The 26,916-nt window shown below is 63.3% G+C and carries 29 protein-coding genes, 1 tRNA gene and 1 pseudogene; 21 read left to right on the plus strand and 10 right to left on the minus strand.

All coding sequences use genetic code 11. The features are described 5' to 3' along the window. Positions 1 to 137, plus strand: a pseudogene (locus tag NOV72_RS32835) (IS4 family transposase); the annotation flags it as partial. Between the two features lie 45 nt (positions 138 to 182). Here the strand turns inward: NOV72_RS32835 and purU are convergent. From purU to NOV72_RS23085, 5 genes are read right to left on the minus strand one after another with little or no spacing between them, the layout of a single operon-like run. Continuing rightward, entirely contained in the window at positions 183 to 1,052 is an 870-nt protein-coding gene (gene purU, locus NOV72_RS23065; RefSeq protein WP_106856882.1) for a formyltetrahydrofolate deformylase, read from the minus strand. A 23-nt stretch (positions 1,053 to 1,075) separates the two neighbouring features. Further along, on the minus strand, positions 1,076 to 1,921 hold the full coding sequence (locus NOV72_RS23070; protein ID WP_106856883.1) for an NUDIX hydrolase: 846 nt from the start codon (positions 1,919 to 1,921) through the stop codon (positions 1,076 to 1,078). A 13-nt stretch (positions 1,922 to 1,934) separates the two neighbouring features. Then, positions 1,935 to 2,546, minus strand: coding sequence for a LysE family translocator (locus NOV72_RS23075; protein WP_106856884.1), 612 nt, complete (start codon positions 2,544 to 2,546; stop codon positions 1,935 to 1,937). A 1-nt stretch (position 2,547) separates the two neighbouring features. Beyond that, the gene (locus NOV72_RS23080) at positions 2,548 to 3,114 is read right to left on the minus strand and encodes an adenine phosphoribosyltransferase (RefSeq protein ID WP_106856885.1); all 567 of its coding nucleotides are present in this window, start codon (positions 3,112 to 3,114) and stop codon (positions 2,548 to 2,550) included. A gap of 59 nt (positions 3,115 to 3,173) precedes the next feature. Beyond that, positions 3,174 to 5,168, minus strand: a complete 1,995-nt coding sequence (locus NOV72_RS23085) for a monovalent cation:proton antiporter family protein (RefSeq protein WP_106856886.1) — start codon at positions 5,166 to 5,168, stop codon at positions 3,174 to 3,176. Positions 5,169 to 5,329: 161 nt separating this feature from the next. Here NOV72_RS23085 and kdsD point away from each other — a divergent pair, with 161 nt between their 5' ends. From kdsD to NOV72_RS23140, 11 genes are all read left to right on the plus strand, one after another. After that, the gene (gene kdsD, locus NOV72_RS23090; protein ID WP_106856887.1) at positions 5,330 to 6,313 is read left to right on the plus strand and encodes an arabinose 5-phosphate isomerase KdsD; all 984 of its coding nucleotides are present in this window, start codon (positions 5,330 to 5,332) and stop codon (positions 6,311 to 6,313) included. Next, positions 6,313 to 6,852: a KdsC family phosphatase gene (locus tag NOV72_RS23095; RefSeq protein ID WP_106856888.1), complete on the plus strand. Its 540-nt coding sequence runs from the start codon at positions 6,313 to 6,315 to the stop codon at positions 6,850 to 6,852. Before kdsD ends, NOV72_RS23095 begins: the two co-directional genes overlap by 1 nt. A 5-nt stretch (positions 6,853 to 6,857) precedes the next feature. Beyond that, positions 6,858 to 7,460, plus strand: coding sequence for an LPS export ABC transporter periplasmic protein LptC (lptC, locus tag NOV72_RS23100; protein WP_106856889.1), 603 nt, complete (start codon positions 6,858 to 6,860; stop codon positions 7,458 to 7,460). A 30-nt stretch (positions 7,461 to 7,490) separates the two neighbouring features. Further along, positions 7,491 to 8,177 carry a lipopolysaccharide transport periplasmic protein LptA gene (gene lptA / locus NOV72_RS23105; protein ID WP_106856890.1) on the plus strand — a complete coding sequence of 229 codons (687 nt, stop codon included), beginning with the start codon at positions 7,491 to 7,493 and terminating at the stop codon, positions 8,175 to 8,177. A gap of 11 nt (positions 8,178 to 8,188) precedes the next feature. Continuing rightward, complete coding sequence (gene lptB / locus NOV72_RS23110) at positions 8,189 to 8,956, plus strand: LPS export ABC transporter ATP-binding protein (RefSeq protein ID WP_106856891.1); 768 nt, start codon at positions 8,189 to 8,191, stop codon at positions 8,954 to 8,956. A 152-nt stretch (positions 8,957 to 9,108) separates the two neighbouring features. Further along, positions 9,109 to 10,626: an RNA polymerase factor sigma-54 gene (locus tag NOV72_RS23115; RefSeq protein WP_106856892.1), complete on the plus strand. Its 1,518-nt coding sequence runs from the start codon at positions 9,109 to 9,111 to the stop codon at positions 10,624 to 10,626. Between the two features lie 184 nt (positions 10,627 to 10,810). Next, a complete protein-coding gene (hpf, locus tag NOV72_RS23120; RefSeq protein WP_106856893.1) occupies positions 10,811 to 11,170 on the plus strand; it encodes a ribosome hibernation-promoting factor, HPF/YfiA family in 360 nt (119 codons plus the stop codon). Between the two features lie 398 nt (positions 11,171 to 11,568). After that, a complete protein-coding gene (gene ptsN / locus NOV72_RS23125; RefSeq protein ID WP_035497938.1) occupies positions 11,569 to 12,024 on the plus strand; it encodes a PTS IIA-like nitrogen regulatory protein PtsN in 456 nt (151 codons plus the stop codon). A gap of 185 nt (positions 12,025 to 12,209) precedes the next feature. Further along, positions 12,210 to 13,178 carry an HPr(Ser) kinase/phosphatase gene (gene hprK, locus NOV72_RS23130; protein ID WP_008351692.1) on the plus strand — a complete coding sequence of 323 codons (969 nt, stop codon included), beginning with the start codon at positions 12,210 to 12,212 and terminating at the stop codon, positions 13,176 to 13,178. 60 nt (positions 13,179 to 13,238) lie between these two features. Continuing rightward, a complete protein-coding gene (gene rapZ, locus NOV72_RS23135; RefSeq protein WP_106856894.1) occupies positions 13,239 to 14,111 on the plus strand; it encodes an RNase adapter RapZ in 873 nt (290 codons plus the stop codon). Between the two features lie 59 nt (positions 14,112 to 14,170). Beyond that, a complete protein-coding gene (locus NOV72_RS23140) occupies positions 14,171 to 14,803 on the plus strand; it encodes an LON peptidase substrate-binding domain-containing protein (protein WP_106856895.1) in 633 nt (210 codons plus the stop codon). On the opposite strand, the gene mutY is transcribed toward NOV72_RS23140, so the two are convergent. Continuing rightward, complete coding sequence (gene mutY, locus NOV72_RS23145) at positions 14,800 to 15,858, minus strand: A/G-specific adenine glycosylase (RefSeq protein WP_106856896.1); 1,059 nt, start codon at positions 15,856 to 15,858, stop codon at positions 14,800 to 14,802. The genes NOV72_RS23140 and mutY overlap by 4 nt on opposite strands. Positions 15,859 to 15,864: 6 nt before the next feature. Continuing rightward, the gene (mutM, locus tag NOV72_RS23150; protein ID WP_106856897.1) at positions 15,865 to 16,695 is read right to left on the minus strand and encodes a bifunctional DNA-formamidopyrimidine glycosylase/DNA-(apurinic or apyrimidinic site) lyase; all 831 of its coding nucleotides are present in this window, start codon (positions 16,693 to 16,695) and stop codon (positions 15,865 to 15,867) included. Positions 16,696 to 16,780: 85 nt separating this feature from the next. Between mutM and NOV72_RS23155 the strand changes: the two genes are divergently transcribed. The 8 genes from NOV72_RS23155 to hisC all read left to right on the plus strand — a co-directional run bounded on the left by NOV72_RS23155 (position 16,781) and on the right by hisC (position 23,860). Next, positions 16,781 to 18,637, plus strand: a complete 1,857-nt coding sequence (locus NOV72_RS23155; protein WP_106856898.1) for a tetratricopeptide repeat protein — start codon at positions 16,781 to 16,783, stop codon at positions 18,635 to 18,637. After that, positions 18,637 to 19,263, plus strand: coding sequence for a lipoprotein insertase outer membrane protein LolB (gene lolB, locus NOV72_RS23160; RefSeq protein WP_106856899.1), 627 nt, complete (start codon positions 18,637 to 18,639; stop codon positions 19,261 to 19,263). The genes NOV72_RS23155 and lolB overlap by 1 nt, the downstream gene beginning before the upstream one ends. A gap of 19 nt (positions 19,264 to 19,282) precedes the next feature. Then, positions 19,283 to 20,164: a 4-(cytidine 5'-diphospho)-2-C-methyl-D-erythritol kinase gene (gene ispE / locus NOV72_RS23165; RefSeq protein WP_106856900.1), complete on the plus strand. Its 882-nt coding sequence runs from the start codon at positions 19,283 to 19,285 to the stop codon at positions 20,162 to 20,164. 55 nt (positions 20,165 to 20,219) lie between these two features. Next, positions 20,220 to 20,296, plus strand: a tRNA-Gln gene (locus NOV72_RS23170). 50 nt (positions 20,297 to 20,346) lie between these two features. After that, a complete protein-coding gene (locus NOV72_RS23175; RefSeq protein WP_106856901.1) occupies positions 20,347 to 21,300 on the plus strand; it encodes a ribose-phosphate pyrophosphokinase in 954 nt (317 codons plus the stop codon). Between the two features lie 150 nt (positions 21,301 to 21,450). Continuing rightward, positions 21,451 to 22,071, plus strand: a complete 621-nt coding sequence (locus NOV72_RS23180; RefSeq protein WP_106856902.1) for a 50S ribosomal protein L25/general stress protein Ctc — start codon at positions 21,451 to 21,453, stop codon at positions 22,069 to 22,071. A 105-nt stretch (positions 22,072 to 22,176) separates the two neighbouring features. Beyond that, entirely contained in the window at positions 22,177 to 22,779 is a 603-nt protein-coding gene (gene pth, locus NOV72_RS23185) for an aminoacyl-tRNA hydrolase (RefSeq protein WP_106856903.1), read from the plus strand. Positions 22,780 to 22,792: 13 nt separating this feature from the next. Beyond that, entirely contained in the window at positions 22,793 to 23,860 is a 1,068-nt protein-coding gene (gene hisC / locus NOV72_RS23190) for a histidinol-phosphate transaminase (protein ID WP_106856990.1), read from the plus strand. A gap of 9 nt (positions 23,861 to 23,869) precedes the next feature. Here the strand turns inward: hisC and NOV72_RS23195 are convergent, their stop codons facing one another. The 3 genes from NOV72_RS23195 to rsmD all read right to left on the minus strand — a co-directional run bounded on the left by NOV72_RS23195 (position 23,870) and on the right by rsmD (position 25,446). Beyond that, complete coding sequence (locus tag NOV72_RS23195) at positions 23,870 to 24,130, minus strand: YfhL family 4Fe-4S dicluster ferredoxin (protein ID WP_106856904.1); 261 nt, start codon at positions 24,128 to 24,130, stop codon at positions 23,870 to 23,872. An 84-nt stretch (positions 24,131 to 24,214) separates the two neighbouring features. Then, a complete protein-coding gene (gene coaD, locus NOV72_RS23200; RefSeq protein ID WP_106856905.1) occupies positions 24,215 to 24,721 on the minus strand; it encodes a pantetheine-phosphate adenylyltransferase in 507 nt (168 codons plus the stop codon). 98 nt (positions 24,722 to 24,819) lie between these two features. Beyond that, entirely contained in the window at positions 24,820 to 25,446 is a 627-nt protein-coding gene (gene rsmD, locus NOV72_RS23205) for a 16S rRNA (guanine(966)-N(2))-methyltransferase RsmD (RefSeq protein WP_181291144.1), read from the minus strand. A gap of 231 nt (positions 25,447 to 25,677) precedes the next feature. Here rsmD and ftsY point away from each other — a divergent pair, with 231 nt between their 5' ends. Beyond that, entirely contained in the window at positions 25,678 to 26,910 is a 1,233-nt protein-coding gene (ftsY, locus tag NOV72_RS23210; protein ID WP_106856907.1) for a signal recognition particle-docking protein FtsY, read from the plus strand. The last annotated feature ends 6 nt before the right edge of the window (positions 26,911 to 26,916 follow it).

Here is a 26,916-nt window from a genome sequence, read left to right on the forward strand (position 1 = left end):
CCGCCTGCCTTCAGCGTCTGCGCGAAAGGCTCAAGTCTCTGCCCAACGAAAAACGACCCGGACGTGCATGCGACCGGGTCGTCAAATCCCGCCCCAAACGGTACACCGTTCGCTATCTAAGAAAAGACCTTAACTGAACGGCATTAGCCTGAAGCGGCGGGCTTTTTCGTTTCGAACGGCGATTAACGAAACACGACCGTCTTGTGCCCGTTCAGCAGAATGCGATGTTCCGCGTGCCATTTCACCGCGCGCGCGAGCGTCACGCATTCGACGTCGCGGCCGATCGCCGTCAGTTGATCCGGCGTCATGTTGTGATCGACCCGCGCCACTTCCTGCTCGATGATCGGGCCTTCGTCGAGATCGGACGTCACGTAGTGCGCGGTCGCGCCGATCAGCTTCACGCCGCGATCGAACGCCTGATAGTACGGCTTCGCGCCCTTGAAGCTCGGCAGGAACGAGTGATGAATGTTGATCGCGCGGCCCGCGAGCTTCTCGCACATGTTCGCCGACAAAATCTGCATGTAACGCGCGAGCACGACGAGATCCGTGTCGTGCTGATCGACGATTTCGAGCACGCGCGCTTCCTGCGCGGCCTTCGCTTCGGGCGTCGACTTGAGCAGCGGCAGATGATGAAACGGAATGTCGTAGCTCGCGGCGAGCTGATAAAAATCCTTGTGATTCGAAATGATCGCCGGAATCTCGATCTGCAACTGGCCGGTGCGATAGCGGAACAGCAGATCGTTCAGGCAATGCCCGATCTTCGACACCATGATGACGACGCGCGGCTTCACCGACGCGTCATGCAGTTCCCAGCGCATGCCGAATTCGTCGGCGAGGTCGGTGAACGACTTGCGCAGCGCGTCGAGGCCCGGATCGCCGCCGACCTGCTGAAAATGCACGCGCATGAAAAATTCGCCGGTGCGGCTGTCGCCGAACTGCGCGGAATCGAGGATATTGGCGCCGAGGTTGAACAGGAAACCCGACACGGCATGCACGATTCCCGGCCGGTCCGGGCACGACAACTTCAGGTAGAAACTATGTTCGGTCGACATGACCTTTCCTCGTTCGGTTCTTTTTAAACTTGTGGCGGCGCGAACAGCGCGTCGATGCCTACGCACGCGTCTTCGTCGATCCACTGATGGCGCAGCATGCAGTCGAGCGTCGCGAGACTGGCGTCGACGGTGAGCTCGCCCTCTTCGATCCAGCGCGCGACGTCTTCGATACGCGCCAGGCGATGCTCGCCGACTTCGCCATCCTGGTTGCGCGGCGCGAAATCGGGCGGCAGGGACACGTCGTACACGAAGATCTGCTCGGCCTGCGTGCCTTCGGGCAAGGATTGCAGCACATGGAACGTGCGGCCGCGCTCGGCGGTTTGCGCGAGCCCGGCGCTCATGCCCGCCTCTTCCCAGCATTCCTTCACGAGCGTCGGCATCAGCTCGAAGCCCCAGCCGATGCCGCCCGCCACGATGTTGTCGAGCATGCCGGGATCGGTCGCCTTGGTTTCGCTGCGGCGCGCGATCCACAACTGCGGCGCGTCATCCGGATATTTTACGATGCCGTTCAGATGCACCGCGTAGGTCATCGTGCCGAAGAAGCGCGACGCCGCGCGCTCGATGAACGCGAGCGGCGGCGCGTCGAAGTCGTTGCGGATCGCGTAGGTTTCGTCGCGCCAGCCGGGAATCCGGCCTTCCGCGTACAACGCGCCGATGACCGCGCCGAGCGCGGCGCTGCGCGAATTCACATCGGCGAGGGATGGGTTCAATCGGACCGATGCTTCGTCGATCCCGAAAACGTCGGGCCAGCGCCGCAGCGCGTCGACATCGGTGCGGCGAATCCAGCCGACGCGCGCGTCGCCGATGAAAAAAGGCGCGTGCGCGGCAGCATCGAAACGGCGCGCGGAAATGATGGCAGGCAGCGTCATCGATAAACCTCGATCAGCGCAAGGCGACGCGAATTCCGAGCAGGATGAACGTCACGCCCGCGAGCCGGTCGAGCCACACGCCGACGCGCGGACGGCGCTTCAGCCACGCGCCGATCATCCCTGCGGCGACGCCGAAGAGCGAAAACACCACGATCGTCTGCAACATGAACAGTCCGCCGAGCTCGAACATCTGCAGCATCACGCTTTGCGCGCCGTGCGGATCGACGAATTGCGGCAGGAACACGATGAAGAACAGCGTGACCTTCGGGTTCAGCATGTTGCCGATCACGCTCTGACGGAACACGGTCGAAAGCGGCTGGCTCGGGCGCGCGTGCGCGGTCGCGAGACCGTGACTGCGCAACGCCTTGATGCCGATCCACACAAGATACGCCGCGCCCGCGAGCTTCACGGCCTGAAACGCGACGGGCGACGATCGCAGCAGCGCCGCGATGCCGAGCGCGGCGAGCGTCGTGTGAAAGATCACGCCGAACGCGAAGCCGAGCGCGGCGACGACGCCCGCGAGCCGCCCTTGCGAAATGCCGCGCGCGAGCACTTGCAGATTGTCGGGGCCGGGCGCGACCGTGATCGCGATCGACGCGGCAAGAAAGAGCAGGAAGTTGGGCATTTCAATGCCCGCCGAATTCGCAGACGGTATAAAGCGGCACGCCGTTCTCGCGCAGCAACTTCGAGCCGCCGAGATCCGGCAGGTCGATGATCGCCGCCGCTTCCACCACTTCCGCGCCGAGCCGTTCGAGCAGAATCTTGCCGGCCATCATCGTGCCGCCGGTCGCGACCAGATCGTCGACGATCACCACGCGATCGCCCGGCTTGCAGGCATCCTCGTGAATCTCGACGGTCGCGCTGCCGTATTCCAGGTCGTACGACTGCGAGAGCGTCTTGTACGGCAGCTTGCCCTTCTTGCGGATCGGCACGAAACCGAGACTCAGCTCGTACGCGAGAATCGGCCCGATGATGAAGCCGCGCGCATCCATGCCGGCGATCACATCGACGTTCGCGTCGATGTAGCGCTGCACGAACAGATCGATCAACATGCGCAGCGCCTTGCGGTCTTGCAGGATGGTCGTGATGTCGCGGAACTGCACGCCGGCCTGCGGCCAGTTGTCGACGGTGCGCACGCGCTCCTTGATGAAACGCGCGGCGTCGAGCGGTGCGTTCGATGGGGTAATGGACATGACTTCTCCGGAGTCCGCGCAGTGAGGCCGCGCGTTCGCCTTGGTGACAAAGAGGATGGTTACGCCGCCCGGCGGTTGCGCGAAAGCCGTTCTTCGGCAAGCGCGAGCACTTCGGGCAGGCCGCGCAGCACGACGATATCGTTCGCGCGCAGCTTGGTTTCGGGGTCGGGTGCGACGCCCCGGATGCCGTGGCGCCGGATCGCGGTCACCTCGACTCCATTGCCGACGAGCCCGAGATCGTCGAGCGAATGCCCGACGGCTTCGGAATTAGCGTCGATCGGTACGGATTGTAGCCGCACCTGCTCGTGGCCATCGTCGTCGTCGACATCGTCGGCGCCGTGGAAGTAGCCGCGCAAGAGGCTGTAGCGCGCGTCGCGCATTTCCTCGACACGCCGCACGACGCGCCGCATCGGCACGCCCATCAGCACGAGCGTATGCGAAGCGAGCATCAGACTGCCTTCGACGATCTCCGGAATCACTTCCGTCGCGCCGGCGGCGGTGAGCTTTTCGAGATCGGCGTCGTCGACCGTGCGCACGATCACGGGCAAGGTCGGCGCGAGTTCGTGGATGTTGTGCAGCACGCGCATCGCGGAAGGCGTGTTCGCGTACGTGATCGCGACCGTCGCCGCGCGATGCAGCCCCGCCGCGAGCAGCGACTCGCGCCGCCCGGCATCGCCGAACACGACCGATTCGCCCGCCGACGCAGCCGCCGCGACGCGGTCCGGGTCCAGATCGAGCGCGACGTAGGAAATGCCTTCCTGCTCCAGCATGCGCGCGAGGTTTTGCCCGGCGCGACCGTAGCCGCAGATGATCACGTGGCCGCTCTGCTTGAGGCTCTGCGTCGCGATCTTCGTCATTTGCAGCGATTGCAGCATCCATTCCGTCGACGACAGCCGCAGCACGATCCGGTCCGCGTTCTGAATGATGAACGGCGCGGCGAGCATCGAGAGCAGCATCGCGGAAAGGATTGCCTGCAGGAGGGTCGAATCGACCAGATGCGAATCCAGAATCAGGTTCAGCAGCACGAACCCGAATTCGCCCGCCTGCGCGAGGCCGAGGCCCGTGCGCATCGCGACGCCCGGCCTCGCGCCGAAGGCACGCGCGAGCGCGGTGATCATCACGGCCTTGAGCAGAATCGGTACGACGAAAAATCCGAGCACGAGAAACGGATGCTCCCAGATCACGCGCGGATTCAGCAGCATGCCGGTGGTCACGAAGAAGACGCCGAGCAGCACGTCGCGAAACGGCTTGATGTCCTCTTCCACCTGATGCCGATACGGCGTCTCGGCGATCAACATGCCCGCGATGAACGCGCCGAGCGCGAGCGACAACCCGAATTTATCGGTGATGAACGCCGCGCCCAGCGTCACCAGCAGCAGGTTCAGCATGAAGAGTTCTTGCGAACGCCGCCGCGCGACGATATCGAACCAGCGCGTCATGAACTTCTGGCCGAGGAAGAGCAGCACCGTCAATGCGACGACGATCTTCACCGCCGCGATGCCGAGCCACATCGCAAGCTGCGACGAATTGCCGTTGCCGAACGCCGCGATGATGATGAGCAGCGGCACGACCGCGAGATCCTGAAACAGCAGCACGCCGAAGATGTTGCGGCCGTGTTCCGCTTCGAGTTCCAGCCGCTCCGCGAGCAGCTTGCTGACGATGGCCGTGGACGACATGGACATCGCGCCGCCGAGCGCGAAGCTCGCCTGCCACGACATCTGCGTCCAGAAACTGGCGATCCAGCCGAAGATCAGCGCGAGCGCGATGGTCGCCGCGACCTGACTCGCGCCGAGCCCGAACACGATGCGCCGCATCGAGCGAAGCTTAGACAGCGAAAATTCGAGCCCGATGGAGAACATCAGGAAAACGACGCCGAATTCGGCAAGATGCTGCGCGCGGTCCGTATCCGGCGCGATACCCGCTGCGTGCGGCCCCACGATGATGCCGACCGCCAGATAACCGAGCATCGGCGGCAGATTGAAATAGCGAAATACAACGACGCCCGCCACGGAGCAAAGCAGCAGCAACAGCGTCATTTCGAGCGGAGAGGTCATCCGTCTGGCGTCCTCGTTCGTCAGCGTTCCGAGGCGCGCGTGTCCGGCGCTCCGGCATCTTAAAAAGGGCCCCTGACGACAGGGCTTGCGGGGGCGGATAGGCGGCGGCGCGCCAAGCGCCCGGCGGGGCGGCTCAGAATCGCCTTTGCTATACTCCGCGAATGATAGCGAAAATCAATGGCGACCGGGCACTGGCGCTGGCTCGCAACGTAATCCAGATTGAAGCCGACGCCGTTCGCGGGCTTTCCGAACTGCTCGACGAAAACTTCACGAACGCGGTCGAAACGCTGCTCGGCTGTCGCGGCCGCGTGGTCGTGTCGGGCATCGGCAAGTCGGGCCATGTCGCGCGCAAATTCGCCGCGACGCTCGCGAGCACCGGCACGCCCGCGTTCTTCGTGCATCCGGCCGAAGCGAGCCACGGCGACCTCGGCATGGTCACCGCCGACGACATCTTCATCGCGCTGTCGAACTCGGGCGAAACCGAGGAACTCGTCGCCATTTTGCCGCTCATCAAGCGCCTCGGGGCGAAGCTGATCGCGATCACCGGCCGGCCCGAATCGAGTCTCGCGCAACTGGCGGACATGCACCTCAACGCGCGCGTCGAAAAGGAAGCGTGCCCGATGAATCTCGCGCCCACGGCCAGCACGACCGCCGCGATGGCGCTCGGCGACGCGCTCGCCGTCGCCGTGCTCGATGCGCGCGGCTTCGGTCCCGACGACTTCGCGCGCTCGCATCCGGGCGGCGCGCTCGGGCGGCGCCTGCTCACCTATGTGCGCGACGTGATGCGCGTCGGCGACGAAGTGCCGGTCGTCTCGCTCGACGCGACCGTTTCGGACGCGCTCTTCCAGATCACCGACAAGCGCATGGGCATGACGGCTGTCATCGACGAAAATCGTCACGTCCACGGCATTTTCACCGACGGCGACCTGCGCCGCATCCTGCAGCGCGACGGCGATTTCCGCGCGCTCAAGCTCGCCGATGTCATGACCCGCAATCCGCGCACGATCGCGCCGGATCATCTCGCGGTCGAAGCCGTGGAACTGATGGAGCGCTATCGCATCAATCAGATGCTGGTCGTGGACGCCGATGCCACTTTGATCGGCGCACTGAACATGCACGACCTCTTCTCCAAGAAGGTAATCTGATGGCGCAGAAGCCTCCCACCGCCGCCGAACGCGCGAGCCGCCTCAAGCTGATGGCGTTCGACGTCGACGGCGTCTTCACCGACGGCAGCCTCTACTTCACCGCCGAAGGCGACGCAATGAAGTCGTTCAATTCGCTCGACGGCCACGGCGTGAAGATGCTGCAATCCGTCGGCGTGCAGACGGCGATCATCACGGGCCGGCAATCGGGTATCGTCGCGGCGCGCGCGCGCGAACTGGGCATCACGCATCTCTATCAGGGCGTCGGCGATAAAACCGTCGCGCTCGCCGAGCTGCTCGACGCGACCGGCATCGCAGCGGACGAATGCGGCTACATGGGCGACGACTGGCCCGACCTCGCGGTCATGCGCCGCTGCGGCTTCGCGGCCGCGCCCGCGAACGCGCATCCCGAGGTGATCCAGCGCGTGCACTGGGTCGCGGAAGCGCGCGGCGGCCACGGCGCGGTGCGCGAAGTCTGCGACGCGATCCTGCGCGCGCAGCATCGCTACGACGAACTGCTCGCCGCGGCGCTCGGAGGCTAAGGCCCATGACGCGCCCCGGAAAGCTCGCCTCGCTCCTGCCGCTCGTCGCGATGGCGGCGCTGGCCGGCATCACTTACTGGCTGCTTCAGGCCACGCTGCCGCCCGCTCAACAGGCGCCCGCGCAGGAGAAGCGCCACACGCCCGACTACTTCGCCAACGACTTTTCCGTTTCCGAACTCGACGCCACCGGCACGACGCAATATCGTCTGACGGCGAAATCGATGGTGCATTACGAAGACGACGAGAACAGCGACCTGACGCTCCCCGCAATGCGCATGTTCCAGCCGATGAAGCCGACCGTCACGGCGACGGCCCAGCGCGGCACGGTGAACGGCGACGTCTCGATCGTCGATCTCTACGACGACGCGCGCATCGTGCGGGCCGCCGGCTACGGAGATCCGCAGATGCAGGCCGATTCGCAGCATTTTCGCGTGCTGGTGAACGACGATGTCATCGAAACGGAAAAACCGGTTAGACTTCAGCGCGGCCCGTCCGTGATGACGGCCTCTGGCATGAACTACAACAACGTGACCCGGGTAATGAAGCTCTTCGGTAACGTGCGCGGCGCGATCGCCGCCACGGATATCAACGGCGGCTCGTCCAAGTAATCCCGGCACTCCCATCCAAACTGTGACTGCATGAACGAAAGGTTCCCTCGTCCCGATGGCGGCCATGCGCGCGCAACGCTCGCGCGCGGTGCCGCGCACGCCGCGCGGGCCGGGCTCGCCGCCGCGCTGACCATCGCCGTTGCGCTGGCATCGCTGCCCGCGCACGCCGAAAAGGCCGACCGCGACAAGCCGCTCAACATCGAAGCGGACAACATGTCCTACGACGACCTCAACCAGAAGAACATCTTCACCGGTCACGTCGTCGCGACCAAAGGCACGATCATCATCAAGGCCGATCGCGTGGAAGTCACGCAGGATCCGCAGGGCTATCAGTACGCGACCGGCACGTCGACGGGCAACAATCTCTCGTACTTCCGCCAGAAGCGCGACGGCCTCGACGAGTACATCGACGGCAACGCGGTGCGCATCGATTACGACGGCAAGAACGACTTCACGAAGCTCACGACGCGCGCCGTCGTGCGCCGCCTGCAAGGCCAGACGAAGGTTCAGGACGAAGTGCACGGCAGCGTGATCACTTACGACGGCCAGAAGGACTTCTACACGGCGAGCGCGGGCAAGGACCAGGCCGGTCCCGGCAATCCGAGCGGCCGCGTGCGCGCGATGCTCGCGCCGCGCGCGGGTGGCGCCGCGCCGCTGAACGGATCGCCGGCCACGCTTGCTCCGTCGAACAGCATTCAGGGAGAGCCGCAGCAGTGAACTCGACCTCCATGCCCCACCGCAAACCGGAAGGCCAGTCGAGTTCGCTCGTCGTGCGCAATCTGAAGAAGCGTTACGGGTCGCGCACCGTGGTAAAGGACGTGTCGCTCGACGTGAAGAGCGGCGAAGTCGTCGGCCTGCTCGGTCCGAACGGCGCGGGCAAGACCACGTCGTTCTATATGATCGTCGGCCTCGTGCCGCTCGACGCCGGCGAGATCGACCTCGACGGCAACTCCATCAGCCTCTTGCCGATTCACCAGCGCGCGCACCTCGGCCTGTCTTATCTGCCGCAGGAAGCCTCGGTGTTTCGCAAGCTCACCGTCGAGCAGAACATTCGCGCGGTGCTTGAACTGCAGACCGATGAATCGGGCAAACGCCTGTCCAAAGACGCCATAACCCAGCGCGCGGAAGCCTTGCTCGACGAGTTGCAGATCGCGCATCTGCGCGAGAATCCGGCTCTTTCGCTGTCGGGCGGCGAGCGCCGCCGCGTCGAGATCGCGCGCGCGCTCGCGACCAATCCGAGCTTCATTCTGCTCGACGAACCGTTCGCGGGCGTCGATCCGATCGCCGTGCTGGAAATTCAGAAGATCGTGAAGTTTCTGAAGCAGCGCAACATCGGCGTCTTGATCACCGACCACAATGTGCGCGAAACGCTCGGCATCTGCGATCACGCGTACATCATCAGCGACGGCAGCGTGCTCGCGGCGGGCGCGCCGAGCGAGATCATCGAGAACGAAAACGTGCGCCGCGTCTATCTCGGCGAGCACTTCCGCATGTGACGCACCATCGCGAAGGCGGCGCGCATCGTGCGCCGCATCATGCGAATGCAGCAAAACTTACGTGCCGCCCTCCGGGGCGGCATGCGCTTTTTTGGAATCCCCGCGAGGTTTCGCGCGCGTGGCAAACTCTCTACAATGAATAAAACTTTGCCATGAAAGCCAGCCTCCAACTCCGCCTCTCGCAGCATCTTGCGCTGACCCCGCAACTTCAGCAGTCGATCCGGCTGCTGCAGTTGTCGACGCTCGAACTGCAGCAGGAAGTCGCGATGGCCGTCGCTCAGAATCCGCTGCTCGAGAATGACGACGACTGGATCTCGAGCCCGCTGCGCGTCGCCGCGGACGGCTCGCTGATCGCGGCTCCCGCGGTGCCGAGCACGCCGTCCGATTCGATGATGAACAACGGTTCGTCATCGAGCAGCTCCAGTTCCGACCGTTCGGAAAGCAGCGAGCCGCAAGGCGTCGACGAGTACAACGGAATGGGTTCGGACAGCGCTCAGGATTCCAGTTCGTGGAACCTCGAAGACTACGGCCGCGCGAACAATGCGTCCGACGACGACGATCTCCCGCCGCTCCAGATCCACGAATCGACCACAACCCTGCGCGACCATCTGACCGCGCAGTTGCGCATGACCGCGGCGAATCAGCGCGATCGGGCGCTGGTCACGTTTCTGATCGAGTCGCTGGACGAGGACGGCTATCTGACGTCATCGCTCGATGAAGTTCAGACCGATCTTCCCGAAGAGCTCGAAGTCGAGATCGACGAACTGAGCGCGGCGCTCGCCTTGCTGCAAAGCTTCGATCCGCCCGGCGTGGGCGGACGCTCGGCATCGGAATGCCTGAAGCTGCAGTTGCTGCGGCTCGACGGATCGCCCACGCGCACGCTGGCGCTCGATATCGTCACGAATCATCTGGAACTGCTCGCCGCGCGCGACTTCACGCGTCTGCGCAAGCAGCTGAAGGCCGGCGACGACGCCCTGCGTGACGCGCATGTGCTCATCAAGTCGCTCGAACCTTTTCCGGGCGCGGCGTACGGCAAGAGCGAAGCGGATTACGTGGTGCCGGACATTCTCGTGCGCAAGACCACGAGCGGATGGACGGCGGAACTGAATCCGGAGATCGTGCCGAAGCTGCGAATCAATCATTTGTACGCGAACATCCTGCGCAACAATCGCGGCGATCCGGGCAGCGGTTCGCTGCGCCAGCAGCTTCAGGAAGCGCGCTGGCTCATCAAGAATATTCAGCAGAGGTTTGAGACGATTCTGCGCGTCGCGCAGGCGATCGTTGAACGTCAGAAGAACTTTTTTGCACATGGCGAAATCGCCATGCGCCCCTTGGTTTTGCGAGAAATTGCTGATACGCTGGGATTACACGAATCGACGGTTTCTCGTGTGACCACAGGCAAGTACATGCTCACCCCATTCGGGACGCTTGAATTTAAGTACTTCTTTGGATCGCACGTTTCGACCGACACAGGAGGCGCGGCATCGTCAACGGCGATCCGGGCACTCATCAAGCAACTGATAGGAGCGGAAGACACCAAAACTCCTCTTTCAGACAGCCGCATCGCCGAACTGCTGGCGGAACAAGGATTCGTGGTCGCGCGGCGCACCGTCGCCAAGTATCGCGAAGCCCTCAAGATCCCGGCAGTGAATCTGCGCAAGTCTCTATGACCCGTCTCTGTAGTCCATCGCGTGTTGTGATGGGCGTTTACCGGCCGCATCGCGGGAGCGCGGACGTGCCGGCCAATGCGGCCCGCTTTTCAGTCGCGCCAGAATGACGCGCTGACGGGACGCCTTGCCGACCGGTATCGGACGAGCCGACGTGATCTCACGGCCATTAGCTTGGAGAGCAACTATGAATCTGAAGATCAGTGGACACCACCTCGAATTGACGCCTGCGTTGCGCGAGTATGTGATCACGAAACTGGACAGGGTGCTCCGTCATTTCGATCAAGTGATCGACGGCAACGTTGTCCTCTCGGTCGACAATCATAGGGAAAAGGAAAAGAGGCAGAAGGCGGAAATCAACCTGCATCTGAAGGGCAAGGACATTTTTATCGAGAGTTGTGACGCTGATATGTACGCCGCCATCGATCTGATGGTCGACAAACTGGACAGGCAGGTCATCAAGCACAAGGACAAGATTCAGGGCCACGCCCACGAATCGGTGAAGTACCGCGGCGAGCCGCATGAACTGGAAGCGCCGTCGCCCTGAACACGCATTGATCCACGGATGACAGCAAAACCCGCCGCCACTGGACGGCGGGACTGATTCGAGGAAACCTTCGACTATCCGAAACAGATCGATCCGGGCATGCACCCGAACCGAAGCCGCCCCGACTGGCGGCTTTTTTGTTGGATTTTCGCCGTAGAGAGGCACAAGCCATTGATTTTCAGGGCTTTGTCCTGCACATTGGATTGCGAAACGGTGCCATTGCGCGGCGCACCATCGGGCTGTGCCCTGTTCTATAATGGTCCGGTTATTTTCGGGGTCGCACGACAGGCACGCTGCAGGAAACGCCGCCAGCGCACTTTCCGTATCACCATCGACGTGAGCGCTTTCTGACAGCGGCCACGGTGAGGAGCTATCAGGCCACGCATCAGCCTGCCAACATGAATCGTTTAGCCAAATTTCTTCCCATCGAGAACGTGGTTCTCGGATTGTCCGTTACCAGCAAGAAACGCGTATTCGAGCAAGCGGGCCTGATTTTCGAGAACCAGAACGGCATCGCCCGCAGCACCGTCACCGACAATCTCTTCGCGCGTGAGCGTCTCGGCTCGACCGGACTCGGCGAAGGTGTCGCCATCCCGCACGGCCGCATCAAGGGGCTGAAGCAACCGCTCGCCGCCTTCGTGCGCCTCGCCGAACCCGTCGCGTTCGAATCGCCCGACGGTCAGCCGGTCTCGCTGCTCATCTTCCTGCTCGTGCCCGAGCAGGCCACGCAGCAGCATCTTGAAATTCTTTCGGAGATCGCACAACTGCTCTCCGACAGCGAGGCGCGCGAGCGTCTGCACAAGGAAGAAAATCGTGAAGCGCTTTATCAAGTGCTCACGCAATGGCAACCGTAATCGCCACACGAATTCAGCGATACGCGTCCGAGGCGCGTCCGTGCAGCTTTAACGCCGGGCGCGCCTCGCTTACGTAAAGCTTCTGGGGCACAATCGGTCAAACGCAGCGCCATGCGGCGTACTGAAGCGACCCGCTTCGTCGTCACGCAAAGGCTGCTCCCGGCTTCCAACGGAGTTCCGGTCTCATGGATACGTCCAGCATCAACGCCCAAAGCATTTTCGACGACAACGCCGCCGCTCTGAAGCTCAGTTGGCTCACCGGGCACGAAGGCTGGGAACGCGGCTTCTCGAGCGAAACGGTCGCGAACGCGACGTCGAGCGCCGACCTGGTCGGCCACCTGAACCTGATTCACCCGAACCGTATCCAGGTGCTCGGCGACGCCGAGATCAACTACTACCAGCGCCAGTCCGACGAAGACCGTTCGCGCCACATGGCCGAACTGATCGCGCTCGAGCCGCCTTTTCTGGTCGTCGCGGGCGAAGTGGGCGCGCCGCCGGAACTCGTTCTGCGCTGCACGCGCTCGTCGACGCCGCTCTTCACCACGCGCATGTCGGCGGCGGCCGTGATCGACAGCCTGCGCGCGTACATGTCGCGCATCCTCGCACCGCGCGCGACGCTGCACGGCGTGTTCATCGATATCCTCGGCATGGGCGTGCTGCTCACCGGCGATTCCGGTCTCGGCAAGAGCGAGCTCGGGCTGGAACTCATCAGTCGCGGCCACGGTCTCGTGGCGGATGACGCCGTCGATTTCGTGCGCCTCGGCCCCGATTTCGTCGAAGGCCGCTGCCCGCCTCTCCTGCAAAATCTGCTCGAAGTGCGCGGCCTTGGCCTGCTCGACATCAAGACGATCTTCGGTGAAACCGCCGTGCGCCGGAAGATGAAGCTCAAACTGATCGTGCAGCTCGTGCGCCGGCCGGATGGCGAATTCCAGCGTCTGCCGCTCGAAAGCCAGACCGTCGATGTGCTCGGCCTGCCCATCAGCAAAGTGACGATTCAGGTCGCGGCAGGCCGCAACCTTGCCGTGCTGGTCGAGGCCGCGGTGCGCAACACGATCCTGCAACTGCGCGGCATCGATACCTTGCGCGATTTCATGGATCGTCAGCGCCTCGCAATGCAGGATCCCGACAGCCAGTTTCCCGGCAAGCTGATCTGACCGCGCGAAACGAATCGGGCACAGGTGCTAAGCTAAGGAAAAGCGAACCCCTCGAGACCCATGCGTATCATTCTGATCACCGGTATCTCCGGTTCCGGCAAGTCCGTCGCGCTGAACGCTCTTGAAGACGGCGGCTACTATTGCGTCGACAACCTGCCGCCGCGCTTTCTGCCCGAACTCGCCGGCTATCTGGCGAAAGAAGGCCAGACGCGTCTCGCCGTCGCGATCGACGCGCGGTCGAGCCACTCGCTCGACCAGGTGCCGGCCATCATCCGCACACTCTCCGACGATCACGACCTGCGCGTGCTGTTCCTCAACGCGAGCACTCAGTCGCTGATTCAGCGTTTCTCCGAGACGCGCCGGCGTCACCCGCTGTCCGGTCCGCCGATGCGCGAAGCCGATGTCGGCGTGCTGAACTCGCTCGCCGAAGCGATCGAGCGCGAACGCGAACTGGTCGCGGGCCTCGCGGAATACGGCCATCAGATCGACACGAGCAACCTGCGCGCGAACGTGCTGCGCGCGTGGGTCAAGCGCTTCGTCGAGACGGAGGCCGCCGATCTCACGCTGATGTTCGAATCGTTCGGATTCAAGCGCGGCGTGCCGCTCGACGCCGATCTCGTGTTCGACGTGCGCACGCTGCCCAACCCTTACTACGACCGCGAGTTGCGCCCGTTCACGGGCCTCGACAAGCCCATCATCGATTTCCTCACCGCGCAGCCGCTGGTGGGCGAGATGATCGACGACATCGGCGCGTTCGTCGGCAAATGGCTGCCGCGTTTTCGCGACGACAACCGCAGCTATCTCACCGTCGCGATCGGCTGCACGGGCGGGCAGCATCGCTCGGTGTTCATCGCGGAGGCGCTCGCCGCGCGCTTTTGCGATACGGCAAACGTGATCGTGCGGCATCGTGACGCGCCCATCCCGGCTGGGTGACAGCGCGCCTCACACGCGAACCCGATCGCCGCGCTGGCGGTCCATCCTGGAGGGACGCGATGTCTTCGAATCCCGTTCTGGCTGACTTGCCGCTGTTTCCGCTTCACACCGTGCTGTTTCCCGGCGGCCTGCTGCCGCTCAAGATTTTCGAGGCGCGCTATCTGGACATGGCGCGGGAGTGCCTGCGCGAGAAAACGCCGTTCGGCGTGTGCCTGCTGAAAAGCGGGCACGAGGTCGCGTCGCCGGGCGATCCGTCGGTGCCGGAGAGCATCGGCTGTCTTGCCGAGATTTCGGAGTGCGATGTCGATACCTTCGGCCTCCTGCTCGTTCAGGCCCGCGGCACCGCGCGTTTCCGGCTGACGGATCATCGTGTCGAGCCGAGCAATCTGCTCGTCGGCACGGCGGAACTGCTGGGCGACGACCAGCCGCTGCAGGGCGTGGAAACGCTCGCGAAGTTCGGCGCGTGCGCGGAAGTGCTGGAGCGCATCATCGATACGATCAGGGAGCGCGAGCCGCAGAACCTGCCGTTCGTCGAGCCCTTCCTGTTCGACGATCCGACCTGGGTCTCCAACCGCCTCGCCGAAATCCTGCCGATCCCGATGCGCGCCCGCCAGAAGCTCATGGAACTGATGGACGCCGGCGCGCGCATCGACGTGGTGCATCACTACATGCAGCACCATCAACTGCTCTAGATGAGCGAGCCGCTCAGTGCGTCGATGAGCTTGCGCACGGGCGCGGGCACGCCGTAGGCGTCGATCTTCGCGAGCGGCGCCCAGACGGTTTCCGCGTTCATCAACTCGCGCGGTGCGCTGCACGCCTCGCCGAGACGCGGCTCGATATCCAGCTTGAAGTGCGTGAACGTGTGCGAGAGCGGCGCGAGACGCTGAAGATGTTCGGCGCCGAGATCGCGCGCGACTTCCGCCAGCGCAGCTTCATCGGCGGCCTCGGGCAAACTCCACAGTCCGCCCCAGATGCCGACCGGCGGACGCTTCTGCAACAGAACCGAATCGCCGTCCTGCAGAATCAGCATCCATGTCTTGCGCGTCGGCACGGCTTTCTTCGGGCGCGCGGCGGGCAGTTCGCGCTGGCGTCCTTCGACCTTCGCGACACAATCCGATGCGAACGGACAGCGCACGCAGTCCGGCTTGCCGCGCACGCACAACGTCGCGCCGAGGTCCATCAGGCCTTGCGTGTAGGCGGTCACTTCGTCCTTGTTCGCCGCGTCCGGCAGCAGCGATTCGGCCAGCGCCCACATCGCATTCTCGACGCGCTTTTCGCCCGGAAAACCCTCGACGCCGAAGACGCGCGCGAGCACGCGCTTCACGTTGCCGTCGAGAATCGTCGCGCGCGCGGCGAACGCAAACGACGCGATCGCCGCCGCCGTCGAGCGGCCGATGCCCGGCAGCATCGCGAGCGCTTCGACCGTCTGCGGGAACGCGCCGCCGTGCTCGTGCGCCACGACCTGCGCGCAGCGATGCAGATTGCGCGCGCGCGAGTAGTAGCCGAGCCCGGCCCAGAGCGCCATGACGTCGTCGATGGGCGCGTCGGCGAGTGCCGTCACCGTCGGAAAGCGTTCGAGAAAGCGCGCGTAGTACGGGATGACGGTCGAAACCTGCGTCTGCTGCAGCATGATCTCCGACAGCCAGATGCGATACGCGTCGCGCGTGTTCTGCCACGGCAGGTCGTGGCGGCCGTGAATGCGTTGCCACGCGATGAGGCGCGACGAAAAATCGGTGAGAGCGAGCATCGAAGATTAGCGTTGGCAGCGCGGGCAGAAATAGGTCGAGCGCTGTCCCTGGACGATTTGTCTGATCGCCGTTCCGCAGACATGGCACGGCAGACCCGCGCGATCATAGACGAAATAGTCGAGCTGAAAGTAGCCCGACTCGCCGTTGCTGCCGACGAAATCGCGCAGCGTGCTGCCGCCCTTCTCGATCGCGGCGGCGAGCGTCACGCGCACCGCCTCGGCCAGCAGATCGTAGCGGACGAGCGAGATGCGGCCGGCAGCGGTCGTCGGCCGGATGCCCGCGCGAAACAGGCTTTCCGACGCATAAATGTTTCCCACGCCGACGACGATCCCGCCCGCGAGCAGCGCCTGCTTCACCGACACCTTGCGTCCGCGCGTCTCGCGAAACAGCAGCGCGCCGGAAAATTCCGGCGAAAACGGCTCGACGCCGAGCGTCGCGAGCAGCGGATGATCGAGCACGTCGCCGTCCGCGCGCGGATGCCAGAGGATCGCACCGAAGCGGCGCGGATCGCGGAAACGGAGGATGAAATCGTCGAACACGATATCGACGTGATCATGCTTCGCCGCTTCGGGCGGCTTCGGAACGTGACGCAACACGCGCAACGTGCCCGTCATGCCGAGATGGACGATCAGCCATCCTTCGGCCGTCTCGAACAGCAGATACTTGCCGCGCCGCTCGACCTTCTCGATCTTCAGATGATCGAGCGTCTTCGGAAGGTGCTTCGGGATGGGCCAGCGCAGCGCGGGCGTGCGGACATCGACATGCTCGACGCGCCGTCCGGCGACATAGGGTTCGATTCCCCGGCGGGTGACTTCGACTTCCGGCAGTTCGGGCATTTTTCTGGAGAGAGACTTGCTGGGGCGAGTGTGCCGGTATTTTAGCGACCGCGTTACAATCGACTGAAACATCGTCTGGAATTCCATGAACTCGTTCGTCATGAAGCTGTTTGCGAAGCGTCAGGGCTTGGCGCATTCGTTCGCCATGCCAATGTCGCGAATCGCCGGCGCAGTTGCGCTCGCGATGGCCGCGCTCGCGTGCGTTCCCGCGCATGCTCAGGAGCCGAACGCGACGCCTGTTCCGAGCGCTGATGATCAATCCGACGCGCAGAACGCCGCGGATCTGCTAACCGCGCCCGTCAGCGGCGCCGAAAAGCAGGACTTGCCCAACGTGGCAATGTCCAGTCAGATCGTGTTCCAGGTTCTGGCGGCCGAAGTCGCGTTGCAGCGCGGCCAGCCGGCGCCCGCATTCCAGACTTATCTCTCGCTTGCCCGCGACACGCACGATCCGCGGTTCGCGCAGCGCGCGACCGAAATCGCGATCGCGGCGCAAAGCCCGAACGACGCGCTGACATCGGCGCAACTCTGGCAGCAGTTCGCGCCGCATTCGGAACGCGCGGCGCAGTTGAGCGCATCGCTTCTGATCGTGAGCGGCAAGCCGGAAGACGCGAAGCCGACGCTCGAACGCGAACTCGCGAAGGTCTCGCCCGAACAGCGCGGCGACGCCATTCTTTCGTTGCAGAGTCTGCTCGCACGCGGGCCGAATCGCGTCGGCGGGCTGAACGTTCTCAAGGATCTGACGCAGAACGATCAGAACCGGCCGGAAGCGCAACTCGCGCTCGCGCGCCAGCAACTGATCGCCGACGATCTGCCCGGCGCGAAGGCATCGCTCGAAAAATCCCTGCAACTCAAGCCGGACTATCTGCCCGCCGCGCTGACGCTCGCGCGCATGGGTCCGGAAGAACGCAAGGAAGGCATTGCTTCGTTCGAGAAATTTCTCGACAAGAATCCGAAATCGCATGACGCACGGCTCGCGCTCGCGCAGTTGTATCTGTCCTCCGACAGGCTCGACGACGCGCAGAAGCAGTTCGAGATCATGCGCAAGAACGACCCGAAGGACCTGACGCCGCTCATGGCGCTCGCGCTCATCAACATTCAAAAAAAGCAGTTCGACAAGGCGCGGGAATTCCTGAATCTCTACGCGAGCACGGCGGAAAGCACGCCGGGCGCGGACCCCGGCCAGGCGTACATCTATCTGGCGCAACTCGCGCTCGAACAGAGGGATGAAGCCGCCGCGAGCCAGTGGCTCGACAAGATTCCGCGTACGAGCCAGCAATATCTGCCCGCGCAGATCACGCGCGCGCAACTGCTCGCGAAGCAAGGCAAAGTCGACGACGCGCGTGCGCTGCTCGGCAGCCTGCAAAGCTCCGATCCGCGCGATCTCGCGCTGCTCGCGCGCACCGATTCGGCGATTCTTTTCGAGGCACATCGCTACAAGGAAGCGGAGGACAACCTCGCGAAAGCGGTCGCTGCGTTCCCCGACGATCCCGATCTCGTCTACGACTACGCGATGGCCGCCGAAAAGAACGGCCATTACGACGTCATGGAAGCGCAACTCCGCACGCTGATGCGCACGCAACCGAACAATCCGCAGGCGTATAACGCACTTGGCTACTCGCTCGTCGATCGCAATCAGCGGCTCGATGAAGCGGTGAAGCTCATCGAGAGGGCGGTTTCGCTCGCACCGAACGACGCGTTCATCATGGACAGCCTCGGCTGGGCGCGTTTCCGTCAGGGCAATGCGGCCGAAGCGGAGAAGATTCTCAAAAACGCCTATAACTTGCAGCCAAATGCCGAAATCGGCGCGCATCTCGGCGAAGTCCAGTGGAAATCCGGGCAACAGGATCAGGCGCGTGCAACATGGCGGCAGGCGCAAAAGCTCGAACCTGACAACGACACGCTCGTCAAAACGCTAAAACGACTCCAGGTAAACGACCTTTGATGGCATTCGATTTTCTCGCCGGCGCATCGCTTCGACGCGGCGCGCTCGGCATCGCGGCAGCCGCCGCGCTGGTGATGTCGGGTTGCGCGGTCCAGCCGCGCGTTCCCACGACAACGAACGCATCCACCTCGCTCGCGACGCAGACGAGCCGTGCGTATCACGGGCGCTTCGCCGTGCAGTACAACGACCAGAACGGTACGCAGCGCAACGCGTACGGCAATTTCGACTGGCAGGAAACGGGCGATACGGTCACGCTTCAGTTGCGCAATCCGCTCGGCCAGACGATGGCGATCGTAACGTCCTCGCCATCGCTCGCGACGCTCGAATTGCCCAACCGGCAGCCGGTGAGCGCCGACAACGTCTCCCTGTTGATGCAGAACACGCTCGGTTTCGCGCTGCCGGTCGAAGGGTTGCGCTACTGGCTGCAGCCGTCGGCGGCGCCGAGTTCGCGCGCGCAGACGACGCTCGATCCGGAATCGAACAACGGCCGTCCGAAGGAAATCAGGCAGGACGGATGGACGATCGACTATCTGGCCTACGCCGATGCGCCCGCGACGGGCGTGAAGCGCGTGAATCTCTCGCGCAACGAACCGCCGCTCGACATCAAGCTCGTGCTCGATCAATAACCTGGCAGTCGCATCACGCATGTCTTCATCGAACGAATCGCTCCGTGACTGCCTCGCGCCGGCGAAGCTGAACCTCTTCCTGCACATCACGGGCCGCCGTCCGGATGGTTACCACTCCTTGCAGACCGTCTTCCAGTTACTCGACTGGGGCGACCGCCTGCACTTCAAGCGACGCGACGACGGCGTCATCACGCGCAAGACCGACGTGCCGGGCGTGCCCGAAACCGACGATCTCATCGTGCGCGCGGCGCGGCTGCTTCAAGGGCACACGGCCACGAACTTCGGCGTGGAAATCGAGATCGACAAGCGTTTGCCGATGGGCGCGGGCCTCGGCGGAGGCAGTTCCGACGCGGCGACAACACTTTTAGCGTTAAATCGTCTCTGGGGTGTTGATCTTTCGCGTGAGATTCTGCAGAATCTCGGCCTGCAACTCGGCGCGGACGTGCCGTTTTTTGTCTTCGGGCAAAATGCGTTTGCGGAAGGTGTAGGTGAAGCGCTCCAGGCAGTCGATCTGCCGAAACGCTTCTTCCTGGTAGTCACACCCAATGTTCACGTCCCGACCGCGGCGATTTTTTCGGAAAGGGCCTTGACAAGGGATACGAAAGTCGTCACAATGATGGACTTTCTTGCAGAGCAAAGGTCAGACACAAACTGGCCGGACAGCTTCGGTCGAAATGACATGCAGGCTGTAGTTGCAGGAAAGTACGCGGAAGTTGCACAGGTGCTCGAGTGGTTTTCCAATCTCGCACCGGCGCGAATGACCGGATCTGGAGCAAGCGTGTTCGCTGCGTTTCAAAGCCGAGCCGAAGCGGAAATGGCGCAAGCCAAACTGCCGGCAAGCTGGAAGAGCGTGGTAACGGCAAGTCTGGATTCTCATCCTCTCTTCGCTTTCGCGTCATAAGGGTTTGTTTTGTCGGGTATGTCCTACACTTTCCGGCAAGACTCAAAGTTAGTGTAGGGGAGTCGCCAAGTTGGTCAAGGCACCGGATTTTGATTCCGGCATGCGAGGGTTCGAGTCCTTCCTCCCCTGCCATTCTTTTTCTCGCGTTTTTCCTCTCGCCTCCAGCCGCAGACAGGTGCACGATGAGCAGTGACGGCCTGATGGTTTTTACTGGCAACGCGAATCCCGCGCTTGCACAGGAAGTCGTCAAAATCCTTGGAATTCCTCTCGGTAAAGCGATGGTCAGCCGTTTCTCGGACGGCGAGATCATGGTCGAGATTCAGGAAAACGTTCGGGGCAAAGACGTATTCGTTCTGCAGTCCACCTGCGCTCCCACGAACGACAACCTGATGGAACTGATGATCATGGTCGATGCGCTCAAGCGCGCATCCGCCGGCCGGATCACCGCAGCCATCCCCTACTTCGGCTATGCGCGTCAGGACCGCCGTCCGCGTTCCGCGCGAGTGGCCATTTCGGCGAAGGTCGTCGCGAACATGCTGGAAATTGCCGGCGTCGATCGCGTGATCACCATGGACCTTCACGCCGACCAGATTCAAGGCTTCTTCGACATCCCCGTCGACAACATTTACGCTACGCCCGTGCTTCTCGGCGATCTGCGCAAACAGAACCACGATCATCTGCTGGTCGTGTCGCCGGACGTCGGCGGCGTGGTGCGCGCGCGTGCGCTCGCCAAGCAGTTGAACACCGATCTCGCGATCATCGACAAGCGCCGCCCGAAGGCGAATGTCGCCGAGGTGATGAACATCATCGGTGAAGTGGAAGGACGCACCTGCGTGATCATGGACGACATGGTCGATACCGCCGGAACGCTGTGCAAGGCCGCGCAAGTGCTGAAGGCACGCGGCGCGAAGCAGGTCTTCGCGTATGCCACGCACCCGGTGCTGTCGGGTGGCGCGGCGGAACGCATCACGGCGTCGGAACTGGATGAACTCGTCGTCACGGACACGATTCCGCTCTCCGCGGAATCACTGGCCTGCGCGAAGATCCGTCCGCTGTCGAGCGCAGGTCTGCTCGCGGAGACGTTCTCCCGAATCCGGCGCGGCGACTCGGTGATGTCGCTCTTCGCCGAAGGTTAAACGGAATTGAGCAAGGAACGCGAGGCGCATGCTTCGCGTTTTTGCATGATCGGCGCGAACGGACGAAGGTTCGCGTCGCTTGTTTTGGGATCACACATTTCGATGATCCCGGTTTCCCTGCCTGGTCGCGGGCAGATATAGGAGTGAAACATGAAAGTCGTCGCTTTCGAGCGTAGCAAGCAAGGTACGGGTGCGAGCCGCCGCCTGCGCAACTCGGGCAAGACCCCGGGTATCGTGTACGGTGGTGAAACGGACGTTCAACTGGTCGAACTCGACCACAACGCCCTGTGGCACGCCCTGAAGAAAGAAGTTTTCCACTCGTCGATTCTCGATCTGGAAGTGGCTGGCAAGTCGCAACAAGTTCTGCTGCGCGACGTGCAATACCACCCGTTCAAGCAGCTCGTGCTGCACGTGGACTTCCAGCGCGTCGACGCGAAGAAGAAGCTGCACACCAAGGTGCCGCTGCACTTCATGAACCAGGAAACCAACCCGGCCGTGAAGTTGTCGGGCGCGGTGATCTCGCACGTCGTGACGGAACTGGAAGTGGAATGCCTGCCGGCTGACCTGCCCGAGTTCCTGGAAATCGATCTGGCGAAGATCGAAGCCGGCCAGACGATGCACGCGAAGGACATCCCGCTGCCGAAGGGCGTGAGCCTGACGATTTCCGTCGAAGCGGAAAACCCGGTGGTGGCTTCGGCGACCATTCCGGCCGCTGTCGTGTCGGAAGGGGCTGGCGAAGCTGCTGAAGGCGAAAAGCCGGCGGCCGAGTAAGCACGCGGAACACCGCTATCCTCTCGATCCGTTCGCAAGAACGGTCGACGTGACCCGCCGGCGCGCAAGCCCCGGCGGGTTTTTTTTCGTTCTACATGAATCGACATGATCAAGCTGATCGTCGGCCTGGGCAATCCGGGCGCCGAATACACCGCGACGCGGCATAACGCGGGCTTCTGGTTCGTCGACCAGTTCGCACGCGACGCCGGCGCGACGCTGCGCGACGAGCGCCGCTTTCACGGTTTCTACGGCAAGGGACGCCTGCACGGTCACGAAGTGCATTTGCTCGAACCGCAGACCTTCATGAACCGCTCGGGCCAATCCGTGGTCGCGGTCGCGCAATTCTTCAAGATTCTCCCCGACGAGATTCTCGTCGCGCACGACGAACTCGATCTCCCGCCCGGCACCGTGAAGATGAAACTCGGCGGCGGCAGCGGCGGGCACAACGGACTCAAGGATATTTCTGCGCATTTGTCGTCGCAGCAGTACTGGCGCTTGCGCATCGGTATCGGGCATCCGCGCGACCTGATTCCCGAAGGCGCGCGCGCGGGCGCGAAGCCCGACGTCGCGAACTTCGTGCTCAAGCCGCCGCGCCGCGAGGAACAGGACGTGATCGATCAGTCGATCGAGCGCGCGCTCGCCGTGATGCCCGTCGTCGTCGCCGGCGAGACCGAGCGTGCGATGATGAACCTGCACCGCAACTCTTGATTTGGAGCCGACCTTGAGCCGTTTCTGGAGCGATATCGTCCATCGTCTGACGCCGTATGTGCCGGGCGAGCAACCCGCGCTGGCGCATCCCGTCAAGCTCAACACGAACGAGAACCCGTATCCGCCGTCGCCGCGTGTCGTCGAAGCGATTCGTCGCGAACTCGGCGAAGATGGCGCGTCGCTGCGCAAGTATCCCGATCCGACCGCGCGCGCGTTGCGCGAAGCCGTCGCGAAACATCACGGGCTGCGCATCGAGCAGGTGTTCGCCGGTAACGGTTCCGACGAAGTGCTCGCCCACGCGTTTCAGGCGCTGCTGAAGCACGACAAGCCGATCGCTTTCCCCGATATCACGTACAGCTTCTATCCGGTCTACGCGCAGCTTTACGGCGTCGCATACGAGACCGTGCCGCTGAACGCGGATTTCGCGATCGATGTCGACGACTACCGCGCGCCGAGCGGCGGCGTGCTGCTGCCGAATCCGAACGCACCGACGGGCCGCGCGCTGCCGCTGTCGGAAATCGAAGTCCTGCTGAAGGCGAATCCGGACGCGCCCGTCATCATCGACGAAGCGTACGTCGATTTCGGCGCGGAATCGGCTGTCAATCTGATCGATGCGTATCCGAACCTGCTCGTCGTGCAGACGACCTCGAAAGCGCGTTCGCTGGCGGGCATGCGCGTCGGCTTCGCGTTCGGCGATCCGGCGCTCATCGAAGCGCTCACGCGCGTGAAGGACAGCTTCAACTCGTATCCGCTCGATCGCCTCGCGCAGGTCGCGGCGCTCGCGTCGTATGAGGATCGGGCGTGGTTCGAAGAAGGCTGCGCGAAAGTCGTCGCGAGCCGCGAGAAATTGACCGCGCAATTGCAGACGCTCGGTTTCGACGTGGTGCCGTCCGCCGCGAACTTCGTGTTCGCGAAGCATCCCGCGCACGATGCCGCCGCGCTCGCCGCCGCGCTCAAAGCGAAAGAGATTTTCGTGCGCCACTTCAGGCTGCCGCGCATCGATCAGCATCTTCGCATCTCGATCGGCACGCCCGATGAATGCGACGCGCTCGTCGCGGCTTTGGGCGAGATCGTCGCTTAGGATCGTCGCTTAGGAAGAATGCTTCGCCGCCATCAGCGCGTGGTATTTGGCCATCAATTGCTCAGGCGTCTCGACGTGCGCCGGGTCGCGCGGAATGCATTCCACGGGACACACTTGCTGGCATTGCGGCTCGTCGAAATGGCCGACGCATTCCGTGCATTTGTTCGGGTCGATCACGTAGATGTCGGGACCCATCGAAATGGCGTCGTTCGGGCACTCGGGCTCGCAAACGTCGCAGTTGATGCACTCGTCGGTAATGATCAAAGACATGCTTCACTCTCTTGCGCCAGTTTCGAATCCGGCATGACGCCCGCGCGCAACGTCCGGTAACGGCAAAACGCGCGGGCCCGGCGCTCAAGGCGCCGCAGGATCCTTCTGCGACAGAATACCGACTTTGTCGATCAGCCGCTTTTCCACCGACGGGAACACGAACTTGCTCACGTCGCCGCCGAGCTGCGCAATCTCGCGCACGATGGTGCCGGAGATGAACTGATACTGATCCGACGGCGTCATGAACATGGTCTCGACGTCGGGCAGCAGGTAGCGATTCATCCCGGCCATCTGGAATTCGTACTCGAAATCGGACACGGCGCGCAGCCCGCGCACGATCACGCGCGCGTTGTTCTTGCGCACGAAATCCTTCAGCAGCCCGGTGAAACTGCTGACCTGTACGTTCGGGTAATGCCCGAGCACGTCATGCGCGATGTCCAGCCGCTCCTGCAGCGAGAAAAACGGCTTCTTGGCCTGGCTGTCCGCGACGCCCACGACGAGCTGATCAAAAATGCTCGATGCGCGCCGGACGATGTCTTCATGCCCACGAGTGAGCGGGTCGAACGTACCCGGATACACGGCGACAACCATGAGCTTCTCCTCTTTTATTTACATTGGGCCGCGTGGCTGCGACGACCAACTCTCCCTCACGCCCGCGATTCTGGCTGGACCAAAATCGGGAACGCGCATTATTCCTCATTTTCGCGGCGCAGCAAATGATAGCGGACCGCGCCCGCCTTGCCTTCGCGCACGATGCTCCAGCCAGCAAGCGCGTCGATGCCGGTCAGGTCCAGCGGATCGCCGCATTCGACGTAAATCGCTCCAGCCGGCGCGACGAGCGGCGCCGCGAGTTCCAGCGCGCGCAGGAGCAACGCATGATCGCCGAACGGCGGATCCAGAAAGATCACGTCGAACGAACCGCGCGCGAGGCTCGCGACGAGCCGCAGCGCATCCGCTTCCGCAATTTCGATGTTGCGCGCGCCGAGCTTCGCCTGATTCGCCCTGATCTGCGCGGCCGCCTTCCCGCTTCGTTCGATCATCAGCACACGCTTCGCGCCGCGCGACGCGGCCTCGAAACCGAGCGCACCGCTGCCCGAGAACATGTCGAGACAATTCTGGCCGTTCAAATCCTGGCCGAGCCAGTTGAAGAGCGTTTCGCGCACGCGATCCGGCGTGGGCCTGAGGCCGTCGAGATCGAGCACGGGCAGCGGCGTGCGCTTCCAGTCTCCGCCGATGATGCGGATCGTGTGCGGTTTGCCTCCGCGCGACGGCGTATGGCTGGGCAAGGTGGAACGGGTAACGGACGAGCGGGGCATAAAAGCGTTGTTGGAGTGGTGCGCGCCGGGCATTTTTGCCTGAAGGCCTGCCGGCGCGGGCAATGAAAGCCAACGTTACCACACGCGCGCGCCATGCCGGGAGCCGCACGGGCGCGGACGGCGGCGCCTGATAAAATATGCCGCTACTATCCCATCGCGCGGGCCTCGCGCGAAGCGACTCGAACGCGCGCACGAGGCCATCGGATCACGCGCGCATCATCGTCAAAATCCATGTTCAGCTTCTTCAAGAAACTCAAAAAGCCGGCTGACGCGCCGCTCGACGCTCCTCAGGAAGAATCGATCGAGGCGGCCGAGGACGAAGAAATCTCCGACGCCGAGCTCGAACGGCAAGCGCTCGCCGCCGAAGCGCCGCCGCCGGAAGAAGCGCCGCCGCAAACGCCGCAAGCGCCCCAAGCGCCCCTTGCTCCCGCATCGCCCATCGTGCCTCGGACGGAAGAATCGAAGGAATACTGGCAGGGCCGCACGCAATCGCAATGGGCGCGCGGTCCGGAAACGGATCAGGCGAGCGAGGAAATCGTTCCGCCGCCCGAGGCCGATCCGGTCGCGAAAAAATCGTGGATCTCGCGTCTGCGTCACGGTCTCTCCAAGACGAGCTCCAATCTCACGGGAATTTTCGTCAGCGCGAAGATCGACGAAGACCTGTACGAAGAACTCGAAACCGCGCTGCTGATGTCGGACGCCGGCGTCGACGCAACCGAGTTCCTGCTCGAATCGCTGCGCGAGAAAGTGCGCGCGGAGCGTCTGACCGAGGCGTCGCAAGTGAAGGCCGCGCTGCGCGAATTGCTGGTCGATCTGCTGCGTCCGCTCGAAAAATCGCTGATGCTCGGACGCGCGCAACCGCTCGTGATGATGATCGCGGGCGTGAACGGCGTCGGCAAGACGACGAGCATCGGCAAGCTGGCGAAACATCTGCAGCACTTCAACCAGTCCGTGCTGCTCGCCGCGGGCGACACGTTTCGCGCCGCCGCGCGCGAGCAACTGATGGTCTGGGGCGAGCGCAACAACGTGACGGTGATCGCCCAGGAAAGCGGCGACGCCGCCGCCGTCATCTACGACGCGGTCGGCGCGGCGCGCGCGCGCAAGATCGACGTGATGATGGCCGACACCGCCGGCCGCCTGCCGACGCAACTGCATCTGATGGAAGAACTGCGCAAGGTGCGGCGCGTGATCGCGAAGGCGATGCCCGACGCGCCGCACGAAGTGCTGCTCGTGATCGACGCGAACACGGGCCAGAACGCGCTCGCGCAGGTGAAGGCGTTCGACGATGCGCTGGGCCTGACCGGCCTCGTCGTGACGAAGCTCGACGGCACCGCGAAAGGCGGCATTCTCGCCGCGATCGCGCGTCAGCGGCCTGTGCCGGTGTACTTCATCGGCGTGGGCGAGAAAGTCGAGGATTTGCAGCCGTTCAGCGCGGAAGAGTTCGCGGACGCGTTGCTCGGCTGAGCCGAA

Source organism: Caballeronia novacaledonica (assembly GCF_900258035.1).
Lineage (GTDB): Bacteria > Pseudomonadota > Gammaproteobacteria > Burkholderiales > Burkholderiaceae > Caballeronia > Caballeronia novacaledonica.